This window comes from Pontibaca methylaminivorans, assembly GCF_900156525.1.
GTDB lineage: Bacteria > Pseudomonadota > Alphaproteobacteria > Rhodobacterales > Rhodobacteraceae > Pontibaca > Pontibaca methylaminivorans.
Map to the genome: position 1 here is coordinate 1,772,324 of NZ_FTPS01000001.1, position 12,284 is coordinate 1,784,607.

The 12,284-nt window shown below is 64.6% G+C and carries 12 protein-coding genes, 1 pseudogene and 1 riboswitch; of the genes and pseudogenes, 5 read left to right on the top strand and 8 right to left on the bottom strand.

Annotated features, from left to right (window positions below; all coding sequences use genetic code 11):
* Positions 1-22 precede the first annotated feature (22 nt).
* Positions 23-229, bottom strand: a riboswitch (cobalamin riboswitch).
* Between the two features lie 137 nt (positions 230-366).
* On the top strand, positions 367-627 hold the full coding sequence (locus B0B01_RS08655; RefSeq protein ID WP_076649497.1) for a DUF2312 domain-containing protein: 261 nt from the start codon (positions 367-369) through the stop codon (positions 625-627).
* 10 nt (positions 628-637) lie between these two features.
* On the opposite strand, the gene B0B01_RS08660 is transcribed toward B0B01_RS08655, so the two are convergent.
* Positions 638-1,627 (bottom strand): NADPH:quinone reductase, encoded by a 990-nt coding sequence (locus tag B0B01_RS08660; protein WP_076649498.1) that lies wholly within the window; start codon positions 1,625-1,627, stop codon positions 638-640.
* Between the two features lie 83 nt (positions 1,628-1,710).
* Complete coding sequence (locus B0B01_RS08665; protein WP_076649499.1) at positions 1,711-2,253, bottom strand: SH3 domain-containing protein; 543 nt, start codon at positions 2,251-2,253, stop codon at positions 1,711-1,713.
* A gap of 118 nt (positions 2,254-2,371) precedes the next feature.
* On the opposite strand from B0B01_RS08665, the gene B0B01_RS08670 reads away from it, so the two are divergent.
* The 3 genes from B0B01_RS08670 to B0B01_RS08680 all read left to right on the top strand — a co-directional run bounded on the left by B0B01_RS08670 (position 2,372) and on the right by B0B01_RS08680 (position 6,568).
* Positions 2,372-3,358, top strand: a complete 987-nt coding sequence (locus tag B0B01_RS08670; RefSeq protein WP_076649500.1) for a 2-hydroxyacid dehydrogenase — start codon at positions 2,372-2,374, stop codon at positions 3,356-3,358.
* Positions 3,359-3,396: 38 nt separating this feature from the next.
* On the top strand, positions 3,397-3,957 hold the full coding sequence (gene thpR / locus B0B01_RS08675) for an RNA 2',3'-cyclic phosphodiesterase (protein WP_076649501.1): 561 nt from the start codon (positions 3,397-3,399) through the stop codon (positions 3,955-3,957).
* A gap of 121 nt (positions 3,958-4,078) precedes the next feature.
* Entirely contained in the window at positions 4,079-6,568 is a 2,490-nt protein-coding gene (locus tag B0B01_RS08680) for a GcvT family protein (protein WP_076649502.1), read from the top strand.
* Positions 6,569-6,622: 54 nt separating this feature from the next.
* Here B0B01_RS08680 and B0B01_RS13270 read toward each other — a convergent pair whose 3' ends face one another.
* Positions 6,623-7,393, bottom strand: coding sequence for a glycoside hydrolase family 25 protein (locus B0B01_RS13270; protein ID WP_076650133.1), 771 nt, complete (start codon positions 7,391-7,393; stop codon positions 6,623-6,625).
* A gap of 60 nt (positions 7,394-7,453) precedes the next feature.
* Positions 7,454-8,269: pseudogene (locus B0B01_RS13275) on the bottom strand (DUF938 domain-containing protein); the annotation flags it as partial.
* Positions 8,270-8,714: 445 nt separating this feature from the next.
* On the opposite strand from B0B01_RS13275, the gene B0B01_RS08695 reads away from it, so the two are divergent.
* Positions 8,715-9,476 carry a helix-turn-helix transcriptional regulator gene (locus B0B01_RS08695; protein ID WP_076649503.1) on the top strand — a complete coding sequence of 254 codons (762 nt, stop codon included), beginning with the start codon at positions 8,715-8,717 and terminating at the stop codon, positions 9,474-9,476.
* Between the two features lie 10 nt (positions 9,477-9,486).
* Here the strand turns inward: B0B01_RS08695 and B0B01_RS08700 are convergent, their stop codons facing one another.
* The 4 genes from B0B01_RS08700 to B0B01_RS08715 are packed head-to-tail and all read right to left on the bottom strand — an operon-like array spanning position 9,487 to position 12,282.
* On the bottom strand, positions 9,487-10,353 hold the full coding sequence (locus B0B01_RS08700; protein ID WP_076649504.1) for an urease accessory protein UreD: 867 nt from the start codon (positions 10,351-10,353) through the stop codon (positions 9,487-9,489).
* Complete coding sequence (ureG, locus tag B0B01_RS08705; protein ID WP_076650134.1) at positions 10,353-10,967, bottom strand: urease accessory protein UreG; 615 nt, start codon at positions 10,965-10,967, stop codon at positions 10,353-10,355. Before ureG ends, B0B01_RS08700 begins: the two co-directional genes overlap by 1 nt.
* 17 nt (positions 10,968-10,984) lie before the next feature.
* Positions 10,985-11,704, bottom strand: coding sequence for an urease accessory protein UreF (locus tag B0B01_RS08710; protein WP_076649505.1), 720 nt, complete (start codon positions 11,702-11,704; stop codon positions 10,985-10,987).
* Entirely contained in the window at positions 11,701-12,282 is a 582-nt protein-coding gene (locus B0B01_RS08715; protein WP_076649506.1) for an urease accessory protein UreE, read from the bottom strand. The genes B0B01_RS08710 and B0B01_RS08715 overlap by 4 nt, the downstream gene beginning before the upstream one ends.
* Positions 12,283-12,284 lie beyond the last annotated feature (2 nt).

Sequence of the window (12,284 nt, forward strand, 5' to 3'; positions counted from 1 at the left end):
CATGCGACGCCCCTCGCGCCACATGAAGGTGATCGCTCTGGCAGGTCTCCTGACTTGCGGGTCGTTGCGGCAAACAGTCCTTCCCAGCCCGGTCCGGGCCAGTGGTGTCATTCTGTTTCCGCTCGCCGCCTACAGTTGCGGGGGCAGTCGTGGAATTGGCGGTTTCCCGCCGCACCACATTCCCTATTGACGGCGGGTTTCCCGCCGCACCAGAGCAGCTTCGGCATAGGCGCAAGCCCCGCGCGGATCAAGAGGCATGATCGCTTGCAGAGCGCGGGGGCGGGCGGTAATGGCCCGGTGACGCCCTGCCGGCCGGTCGCGGCAGGACAACAGGGCCGGAACGAGACCGATACGGGAGACAGGCAAGTGAGCGATATCAACACCGACACGAGTTACAGCGTCACCGCCGAGGAACTGCGCCAGTTCGTCGAGCGGATCGAGTCGCTCGAAGCCGAGAAAAAGGATATCGCCGACCAGCAGAAAGAGGTCATGGCCGAGGCCAAGGGGCGCGGCTATGACACCAAGGTGCTGCGCAAGATCATCGCCCTGCGCAAGCGCGACAAGGACGACATCGCCGAGGAAGAGGCGATCCTTGAAATGTACAAGGAAGCGCTTGGCATGGCCTGAGCGCGCCCGGTCAGGCGGTGCGTAGCAGGATCGCACCCTCGCGCGCGCCGGCGGCCACCGCGTCATGGGCCCGCGCCCCGTCGGCAAGGTCGAATACCGCCGCCACCGGACAGTCGAGCGCTCCATGCCGGAGCGCATCGTGCAGACGCCGGATCGCGGCCGCGCGGGCCGCGTCGGGAAGCAGATAGACCAGCATCAACTCGACCGTGACCGCCTTGAACAGCAGCGGATAGAAGGGCAGCCCCGGTTCCGGGGCGAGCGCCGAACCATAGGCGCAGATCGTGCCGTTTTCCGCGATCACCTCCGTATCGGTCGCGATGTTGCGGCCGAATTCGACCTCGATGATGCGATCAACGGGGTGGCCCCCGTTCGCGGCAAGGATCTCCTGCGCCAGATCGGGGGATTCGAAATCGAGCGCGGCATCTGCCCCGGCGCCGCGGACCTGGTCGAGCCCGCGGCCCCGCGCGGTGGCGATGGTGCGTGCCCCGCCCCGGCGGGCAAGCTGCATCGCAAGGTGGCCGACCGTGCCCGCACCGCCCTGGACCAGCACCGTCCTGCCCGAAACATCGCCGCCCCCGAACACCGCGTGGGCGGCCGTCAGCCCCGGAATGCCGAGCACCGCCCCGGTTTCAAGCGGCAAGTTGTCGGGCAGGGGCACCGCCTGCGCGGCGGGCAGGGTAATCTGCGCCGCTGCCGTGCCGAGCGCGCGCCGCCACTGGCCGTTCCAGATCCAGACCCGCTGGCCGAGCCGCTCACCCGCGACCCCCTCACCGATGGCCGAGATCACCCCCGCACCGTCGCTGTGCGGAACGATCAGCGGAAAGGGCATTTCCGCGGCCCCCGCACGGGCCCCCGCGCGCGCCTTCACGTCCGAGGGATTCACCCCGGAAAATGCAAGGTCGACCGTGACTTCGCCGGCTTGCGGCGCGGGGCAGGGGATGTCCTCGATCCGCAGGACGTCGGCCGCGTTTCCGTAGCGGCGATAGGCGAGCGCTTGCAAGGGTGCCTCCTTTTTTCCGAAGCCTGCTGACGACTCTAGCGAAGCGGGGCCGGACTGCCAGCCCGCGATGCATGAGTGGCGCCCTAGTCGCGCAGCTCATCCGGGGCGACGCCCCAGAGCGCCTTTTTCGGCGCCCAGCCGCGATAACCGCCCGAGGAAATGCGGCACCAGCCGGGATTGCATTCGCCCAGCCGGGCGATCACGCTTTGCTCGAACACGGCGACAACCGATGAGGATTCGTCGGGCTGGCTGCGGATCTGGAGCGTTTCCTGCTCGACCAGTACCGTTCGCGTGCCCGACAGCAGTGCATAATGCATCCAGCCGCCGGCGCCGTCTCGGTCCTGCACGCGGCGCCAGTGCCCGTGTTCGGCGGTGATCTGCAGCGGCATGTCGCGGCGCTTGAACACCCAGTCGATGCGATGGCTGAGCGTCGGACCGCGGCGCGCGTTGCCCTCGGCCACCTTGAGCGAGACATAACGCGGCAGCGGCAGATTCGTCGCCTGACCGCGTTTTTCGGCCGCCTGGGCGCGGGTCGGCGCGGGCAAGGCCAGCGCCAGCAGCAGCGCGACGACGGCCAGATGCCATGAGAATCGGAATGTCACTGCGGTTCTCCCGTCCTGCCTCATTTCCGGGCTGCGCCTTGAATTTCCGCCGGAAATCATGCGCGCGGTTCTTGTGCCATGCCCGCTCCTGCGCCACGATGCCATGGCGCCACCTCGATTGAAAAGCGACGGGAGAGGCTGATTGTCAAGAGAACGCCTGACTGTTGTGCTGCCGCGACGCTTGCCGGAGCCGGTCGAAACCGCCATGGCGGCGCTGTGCGACCTGGTGACGCGCGAGGACGACCGGCCCATGTCGCGCGACGAGATGATCGCCGCTGTCCGGCAGGCGGATGTGCTGGTGCCGACCATGGCCGAGCGGATCGACGCGCCCTTCCTGGCGGAGGCCGGTACGCGGCTGCGGCTGATCGCGAATTTCGGCGCGCGGGTCGATCACATCGACCTGTCCGGGGCGCGCCGGCGGGGAATTCTCGTCACCCATGCGCCGGACATCGCGACCGGGGATATCGCCGATATGGCGATGACGCTGATCCTGGCCCTGACCCGGCGCTTTCCCGAAGGGCGCGCCCTGATCCGCACCAATGAGTGGGCCGGGTGGAGCCCGGCCGGGCCGCTTGGCCGGCGTCTCGAGGGGCGCTGTCTCGGGATTCTCGGGATGGGGCGGGTCGGGCAGGCGCTTGCGCGGCGTGCCCGTGCCTTCGGCATGGACATTCATTACCACAACCGCAACCCGGTCCCGGATGCGATCGCCGAGGAACTCGGCGCGACCTGCTGGCCGAGCCTCGACCAGATGGCGGCGCGGGTCGATGTGATGTCGGTCAACTGCCCGGCGACGCCCGGCACGTTCCGCCTGATGAACGCGCGCCGTCTTGCTCTGATGAAACCCGGAGCGGTGATTGTCAGCACCGCCCTTGGCGAGGTGGTGGACGAGGTGGCGCTGACGCGGATGCTGCGCGCGGGGCGGCTTGCCGGCGCGGGGCTCGACATCCGCGACGCCGACACGGGATTCAACCCGCGCCTGCGGGCGCTCGACAACGTGGTGCTGCTGCCGAACATGGGCGCGGCGACGCTCGAGGGGCGGATCGAGACCGGAAAGCGCGTGATCGCCAGCATTGCCGCCTTTGCCGAGGGGCTTGCCGTTCCCGACCGGGCCGATGCGGCCGCGCCCTGATCCGGCCGTCTGATTTCATTCCATGTTGCGAGGCCCCCATGCGTGCATTCATCGCCATATCGCTTCCAGCGCCGGTGCGGCAGCAGCTTGCCGACCTGCGCGAGGCGCTCCCCTTCGGGCGGCCGGTGCCGGAGGAAAACCTGCATCTCACGCTGGCCTTTCTCGACGACCAGCCCGAATCGCTGCTGCGCGACCTGCATGAGCAGTTGTCGCTGATCCGCGCCGAGCCGTTCGAACTGTCCCTCTGCGGCCTCGGTATCTTCGGCGGGCCGAAGCCGCGGGCGCTGTTTGCCGAAGTGGAGGAATCCGAACCGCTCCTGTCGCTCCATCGCGAGGTGAGGCGCGCCGCCCGGCGGGTCGACCTGACGCTCCCGCGCGAGCGGTTCCGCCCGCATGTGACGCTCGCGCGGCTGCCGGGGCAGTTGTCGCCGCTGCGGGCGCGGCAGTTGCAGCTTTACCTTGAAAACCACATCGCTGCGCCCCTGCCCGGGTTCCGGGTCGAGGATTTCACGCTGTTCCATTCGATCCTCGGCCGCGACGGCGCACGCCACGAGGAACTGGCCACCTATCCGCTCTCGCGGGATCCGGCTGAAGGCTGAGCGCGGCCGGGCCCGCCCCGCCCGCCTGTCGGTTTTATCCGCTTTTCGGTCGGAAGGACTTGGCCCCCGCGGGCTGCGCTTGGCATAAGTAAAGGGAACATCCCGAGCGTGGAGGACGCCGATGAAAACCGAAGTCAAGGCCCTGGTTATCGGAGGCGGTGCGGTCGGCACCTCGATTGCCTATCATCTGGCCCGGGCGGGCTGGGACGACGTGATGCTGATCGAGCGGGACGAACTCACCAGCGGCAGCACCTGGCACGCGGCGGGGCTGCTGCCGCTGTTCAACATGTCCTATGCCTCGACCTGGATTCACAAGTATTCGGTCGATTTCTACAAGACGCTCGAGGCCGAGACCGGGCTCGACGCCGGGTTCTTCGTGGTCGGCAACCTGCGCATGGCGCAGAGCGATACGCGCATGGACGAATACATGCTTTATGCGAGCACGGCCGAAACCTGCGGCGTGCCCTACGAGTGGCTGTCGCCCGGGGACATCAAGGACCGCTGGCCGCTGGTGCGCACCGATGACCTGAAAGGCGCGATCTTTCACCCGACCGATGGTTATATCAATCCGGCCGACGTCACCATGGCCATGGCCAAGGGCGCACGCCAGCGCGGGGTGGTGATCGAACGCAAGTGGCAGGCCGATGCCCTCCGCTGGACCGGCGACGCCTGGGAGGTGACGCTCACGAAGATGGTCGAGAAGGGCGGCAACCTCGTGCCGTCGGACGAACAGGTGGTGATCACGGCCGAACACGTGGTGACGGCAAGCGGCAACCACGCCCAGCGCACGGCGCGGATGCTCGGCATCAAGATGCCCGCGATCCCGGTCGAGCACCAGTATGTCGTGACCGAACCCGATCCGGCGCTGGTCGAATGGCGCAAGGACAACCCCCAGCACCCGGTGCTGCGCGACCCCGATGCCAAATGGTACGTGCGCGAGGAGCGCGGCGGCTGGATCCTCGGCCCCTACGAGCGCGGCGCGCCGGCGCGGTTCGAATACGACGTGCCCGAAGGGTTCCGCGCCGATCTCTTCCCGCTCGACCTCGAGCGGATCGAAGAGGAATACATGTCGATGATCCACCGCATTCCGTCGTCGGAACATGTCGGGCTCAAGGACGATTTCAACGGCCCGATCTGTTACACGCCGGATGGCAACCCGCTGCTCGGCCCGGCGCCGGGGCTGCGCAACATGTGGCTGGCCGAGGGGTTCAGCTTCGGCATCACCGCGGCGGGCGGTGCGGGCCATTACCTGGCGCAGATGATGGTCGAGGGCGAGGCCGAGATCGACATGGCGAGCGTCGATCCCCGGCGCTACGGCCCGTGGATGACCACCGAATATGCCGCGCGCAAGAATGAAGAATCCTATGAACACGTCTATCTGCCGCATTTCCCGGATGAAGAGCGCCCGGCCTGCCGCCCGCTGCGCACCTCGCCCGCCTACGACCGCCAGAAGGCGCGCGGCGCGCAGTTCGGGCAGGCGAACGGCTGGGAGCGGCCCAACTATTACGCACCGGAAGGATTCAGCGATTTCGATTCGCGTTCGTTCCGCCGCGGCGGCTGGTGGCAATATGCGGTCGATGAGGCCCGCGCGATCCGCGACGGCGTCGGGCTGATCGACGCCACCGCCTTTGCCAAACATGTGGTGAAGGGGCCGGGCGCAACGCAGTTCCTTGACTGGTTCACCTGCAACCGGCTGCCGAAGACCGGGCGCATCACGCTCACCTATGCGCTGACCTCGGCCGGGACGGTGCGCACCGAATACACCATGGTGCGGCTGGCCGAGAACGAATATTACCTGATCTCGGCGGGCGGCTGGGCGGAATATGACGGCGATTTCCTGCGCAAGGCGGCGCAGGACAAGGCGGGCGAGTTCGGCTATATCGAGGTGCAGGACGTCACCACCCAATGGGGCGTCTTTGCCATCGCCGGGCCGAAATCACGCGATCTTCTGCGCCCGCTCCTGCGCGACGCGGATCCTGACAGCGCCCTTTCCAACAAGCGGTTTCCCTGGCTTTCAGCCCGCAATATCGAACTGGGCATGTGCCCGGTGCGGGCGATCCGCGTCGCCTATACGGGCGAACTCGGCTGGGAGCTGCACCACCCGATCGAGATGCAGAACCATCTCTGGGACAGGCTCATGGAGGCCGGCGAGGCACCGGGTCTGCGGCTGGTCGGCGGGCGCGCGCAGAACTGGCTGCGGCAGGAAAAGAGCTATCGCGCCTTCGGCACCGAACTTGCCCGCGATGTCACTCCGCTCGAGGCCGATCTCGTGCGGTTCGTCGATCAGTCCAAGGACTTCCACGGCAAGGCGGCAATGAACGAGACCGGTATTCGCATGATCGCCGTGAGCCTGCTGATCGACGGGCCGGATGATGCGGACCCCTGGGGGCGCGAGGTGATCTGTGCGGGCGACGACCGTGTCGGGCGGCTCACGTCCGGGGGCTATTCGGTTGCTTTCGGCAAGAGCATCGGCATGGGCTATGTGCGCCCGGACCTTGCCGCGCCGGGCACGCGGCTGCAGGTCAAGATGCTGAACCGGTTCTGGCCGGCCGAGGTCGTGGCGGAAAGCCCCTATGACCCCGGAAACGAGCGGATCCGCCGCGACGGCTGATCCCCGTGAAAGGATCCGGGGCGGTCCGCAGGTGATGCGCGCCGCGCCGGACCGTCAGTGCCGGCGCCGGGCGAGCCAGTTCTCCCAGTCGGCCCGCGACCCGGCGAAGGTGTTCAGATCGACATCGCCGCTGATGCCGGGAACGATGCCGGTGCCGCTGTATTGCCAGAAGGCCCAGGACTGCCCCGGATAGCGCTCGTCCGGGTGATTGGCGGTCGATCGCAGCCAGAACTCCACCCCGCGCAGCCGCCCCATGTCGTTGCGGTGATAGAAATCGGGCGTGGTATAGAGAATCGGGCGCTGCCCGTAGTGGCGCTCCAGCATGTCGAGAAAGATTTTCGCTTCGGCGCGCACGGTTTCGGCGGGCGGACGGTAACGGCAGGTGGGCGAATAGGGGTTCCATTCCATGTCCAGAACGGGCGGCAGCATGCCACGTTCCCGCGATACGTTGCGGATGAACCACTGCGCCTGAACCTCGGCCGGCTTGCAGAAGTAATAGAAATGATAGGCGCCGCGATGGACGCCGGCGCGCCTGGCCCCGCTCCAGTGTTCGCCAAAGCGCGGATCGACCCGGTCGCTGCCCTCGGTCGCCTTGACGAAGGCGAAATTCACGCCGGCGCGGCTGGCGGCGTGCCAGTCCACCTGATCCTGGAACCGGGCCACGTCGATGCCGTGAACCGTGTAATTATGCGGTGCGCGGCCGCTCCAGTCCGCCGGAACGCGATCGGACAACTGCCCGGTCACATGTTCGCCGCCCCCGCCCGGCCCGCGCGCGCAGGCAGCGATCAAGAGGCAACAGGCGATGCTGAGGAAAAGACGAATCATTCGGGACTCCGGCAGGATGGCGCGCTCACTATGGCCGCAGCCGGGGCGACCGAAGACGAGCAGGAGGTTGTCGGCCGGCATCGCGACCGTTTCGAGTGCGACGAGCCCGGCCGCCGCGGCGCTGCGCCGGACCTGTGCCGCATCCTTGTAACCGATGTCGGGATCCCGCGCGGTGAGGTCAGCGTGAAAGCGGCGGTCGGTTTCGTTTGCGAATTCCCCATCGCGCAGGAACGGCCCGTAGATCACCATCCGTCCGCCCGGCTGCAGGGCGCAGGCGGTTTCGGCCAGCAGAATTTCGGCTTCGGGCCCTGACACGAGGTGCAGGAGGTTGACCACGAGGATCAGCGCCTGACCGGCATGAATGTCACCCCAGCCCGCGACCACGGCGTCGAGTTCGAGCGCCGGCGCGACATTGCCAAGCCCCGCATCGGCCACGAGCGCGTCGATGCTTGCGCGGCGTTCGGGCGCGATATCGCTCGGCTGCCAGCGCAGGCCGGGCAGGGCGCGGGCAAAGGCGGCGACGTGCTGGCCGGTGCCGCTCGCGATTTCGAGCGCGGTCCCGTCTGTCGGTGCAACCCGGCGCAGAACGTCAAGGATCGGACCGGCGTTCCGGGCCGCAGAAGGCGCAAACAGGCGCGCGCCCTCGCGCGGGTCGGCGATGCTGGCGCCGGGAGGAACGGGGCGGAGCGGCATGGCGGCATCCCTGGTGAATGACTGGACAACCCGGAGCCGGGGGCTTTCCGCCCCCGGACCCCCGAGGATATTTCCGGCCAGAAGAAGGCCCGGGGCGGATGATGAGAGGTTTGCGTTGCTGCAGCTTATGAAGGTCAATGGGTTAAGTCCAGTTTCATCGGGGCGACGCGAGTCGGCAATCATCCATCACAGCGCCCGCCCCGGGTTCGGAACGTGTGGTGCATTGTGGGCCTCTTTCCGCTGGGGCAGGCCCGCTTGCGATCTGCAAGAGCGGGCAAAGTCAGAAGCTGTAACGCGACAGGTTCTGACCCCTGATTTATGGTAATTTGAAGAGGCAAGAGCGGATATCATAGGGTAACTTCCCTTGAATCCTCTAGGCGGACAGGTGTTTATCCGACCGGAATTCGCGGCGCGAAGGCAGTGTTGATCTTGGAAAGTTCATCGGCCGCCGACAGATCTTCGTTGCGCGAATCGCCCTCGACACATAAGGTTACCGGACAGTTATTGATGGGCGTCTGCCGCAACATGTTTGCGGTATATGCGGGGTTTCGACCGGTTTTGCCGGTCTGGCCCGGCTCCTGTTTCCTGGCGGAAAGGACACTGAGAGGCGACGTCAGAGAGGTCATGCATGCAGGTAAATGAGAGTGACCCGTTATTGTCGACGCTAGCCCAGCGGATGACGAACGTTCAGACCTTTGACGAAGCGTTGGACGTCCTTTCAGATGCCACAAAGGATATGGGATTCGACAGCGTCCTTTATGGTTATATTCCAGTGGCTCCTCGTCTGCCGAACGGGGATTGGCTTCCCCTTCGGCTAAACTTGAGGAACTTTCCCGCGAGCTTTGAGCGTGGCTGGGAAAAATTCATGAAGGTTGACCCCTTTTACCGGGCCTGCTTTGAAACGACGCTTCCTTTCGACTGGCGCAGCGTTCGAAGATCCCGGAATATCACCACTGACCAGAAGTCGGCTATTGGTTATCTTGCGGATTTCGGCCTGAGAAACGGGGTGACCGTTCCCGTGCATCTCCCGCATGGGAAATTCGCCGTCATGAGTGCGATTACCTGCAGGGGGAGCAAGGCTGGTCGCGGGGCCGCCATCAGTCAGCAGACGAATAACACGCTGCTTGGCCTTATGCACAGCTTTACGAAAGCAATACATGACCGGAAACTGGAGACCCAGATACCGACCAGCGTTCCGTCCTTTCTGACCGCGCGTGAGCAGGAATGCCTGAAATGGGCGTCGCAGGGAAAGACATCTGCCGAGATCGCGGTAATCATAGACCGATCCGTTGATACGGTTCGATTGCATATCAAGAATGCAATCAGAAAGCTGGACGCATCCAACCGCTCCCATGCAATTGCCATTGCGCTTCATTTGGGGTTGATCTGAAAGTTCTGCTTCAGCATTTCCGGATCGGGCGCGCCGCTTTTCCGGCGAGCAGGGGGCGCAGTTCTTGCCAGGTCTGGAAAAGCGCCTCGTGGCATTGCCAGGTTTCGGTTGCCATGATCCGGCAGGTCAGAAGCTTGTCTCGCGGGCGGCTGACCCCGCAGGCGACCAGTTGCAAGGCGTTCAGGCGCTCGCGGACCCGATCCTCGCAGTCGCCATCGAAGTCGCCCCAGGCCACGATGCTCATCATGTGATTGGCGCCGTCCCAGAGCGCACGCAGGTCCGAAGTTTCTTCGGGCGTTTCCGCGAACAGCCGATCGAGAACGACCGTTTCGCCGTCCACATCAACGCGGAATTCGGAGGCAAGCCTGTCAAATTCAAAAGCCTCTCCTTCGGAGCCATAATGAATGCGGCCGGCCGAGATCATGTCGCTGCCGAAAAACCTTGAATCATGGGACAGGCTGATCAGCGTGTTCCGCTCGACATTCGATGAGGCAAATGGAATTGCCTCGTCGGGCATGTATTCAAGAAGCGCACCGCTCCCGACCCGGATATTCACATTTTCACGGGAGGGAAGTCCTTTCAGGCATTTGTAGTATTTGCTTGCGGCCGTTGTCGTGATCAGTGCCCGCGTTTCGGGATCGAGCGTGGCGTGGAAATTGGCGCTGTCTCCTTCGACGAATCCGCCGCCGGAGTTGATCAACAGAAGGAACGGCTGGTCGTCATTGTCCTGATAATGCGCCCCTTGCCACTGATAGGGAATGCGCCAGGACAGTGGCTGCATCCTGGAGCATCCGTCGTCCAGGCTGACATGAAGGTTCATCAGGGCGTGTTTGCCGATTTCCCATTTCGGATCGGGCAGGATACGGTCAAAGGCCATTATGCGGTTTCCTCCATCATGACATCCCTTTTGATCCAGGATACTATGTCATCCACACCCGCGCCGCTTTTCATGTTGCCAAGCACAATCGGGAGCGTGCCGCGGAGCTTTTTTGCGTCGCGCTGCATCACTTCGATATCGGCATCGACGTATCGGGCTATATCGACCTTGTTGATCAGAAGCAGCGGAGACCGAGAAATGCCCGGACCGCCCTTTCTGGGAATCTTTTCTCCCTGACCAACATCTATGACGAAAATGAAGCTATCGGCAAGTTCGGGGCTGAAGGTAACAGTCAGGTTATCGCCACCGCTTTCTATGAGGATGATATCGAGATCCGGAAAGCGCCGGGTCAGCTCATCGACAGCAACCAGATTCATCGAAACGTCATCGCGGATGGCGGTATGGGGGCAGCCACCGGTTTCGACAGCAGTAATCCGGTCGGCGTCGATCACACCGCTGCGGGTGATGAATTCCGCATCTTCTTTCGTGTAGATATCATTGGTGATGACGGCAATGGAGTGGGTTTTTCCCAAGTGACGGATAAGCTGGACCAAAAGGTGCGATTTTCCGGAACCGACCGGGCCGCAAATTCCAATTCTGACAGGTTTCCGCATTTTGGCCTCGTTGAAAGTCAGGATATGCAAAGACGGGTCGTCTGCACCTCGTGGCGCATGGCCGCGGCGTCGAGAGCGGAATAACTTGCGCTCATCCGCTCCGGCGGCGTGGTGCGTGCGATTTCGGTGCACTCGCGCACCTGCGGGAGGGCGTCGGCGATCATGCGCTGCAATTCCACCTGGCCGATCGGCAGCAAACGGGCGATGACCGCCGCGAGGTTGGAAAACGATGTCCAGAGATAGGTTTCCACCGCCTGGTCTTCGGAAAAGCCGAGCGCCGCGCAGCCGGTGCCGTAGACCACCGCCTGATGGGGAAGTTGACCATCGGCCGAAAGACTTTCGCGCAGCCGGATGACCGGGGCGAGATCAAAGATGTTCTGAAAGGCCGCCAGCCAGGCCTGCCCGGATTTTTCCGAAGCCTCCCGGCCCTCGCGGGTGAATTTTACCGCGCCGACCAGGCGGTTCAGCGCCACCAGATGCTGTTCCTCGCCATAAAGCGTGTGGCGGAAGGCCTGGGTGACGGCAACCGCATCACCCTTTGCCAGGTTATGGCGCAACCAGAGGCGGAGACGCTCCGCGGCCTCGGTCGCCGTGCGGATCCGGTGTTCGTCCAGCCAGTTTTCGAATCCGTAAGACTGCGTGAAGGATCCGGTCGGGAAGGCCGCATTCGTCACCTGCATCAGGAGGAGCATCGGATCCTGCCCGTTTGCCGGCGGGGGCAGAGCTTTCCCGATCATGTCGCGTCCTCCCCGTGGTCATGGGGGTGATGCTCATGATGTCCGGCATGGGCATGGGTGTGGTCATGGCTGTGACCGGGGGCATGAACGTGATCATGGCCATGACCGTGACCGTGACGATACCCCTGATCGCCCGTCACCCGGTAGCCTGCAAAGGGGCAGACCACCGGTTCATAGGGCTGGCCAATCGAATCCAGAAAGCCGGCCACCATCGGATCGCGCGGCGTCAGAAGGCCGTCATCGGTGAAACGCACCGGGCGGTGCAGATTGCCAAGCTGCCAGCAGGCCGCGGCCCAGCACAGGGCATCTTTTCCCGGGGCATCCTTTCCCGGGCGTAGCCGGAACAGCTCTTCTTCCGCCGCAAGGACCACGATTGCCACACCTTCGGCACGGGCAAGGACGTCGCCGTCCTGTAACTCGGTGCCGCGGGGCAGCGAGATGCGCACGCGCCGCCCGCCTTCGCTCACGGCCACCAGATGACCGCTGGCCCGCTGGTCCGCGGTCAGGTGCAGCGGATCAATGGCTGCTCCTACCTCCAGATCCGTGCGATGGCCGATGGTTGCGGTGACGATATCCATCG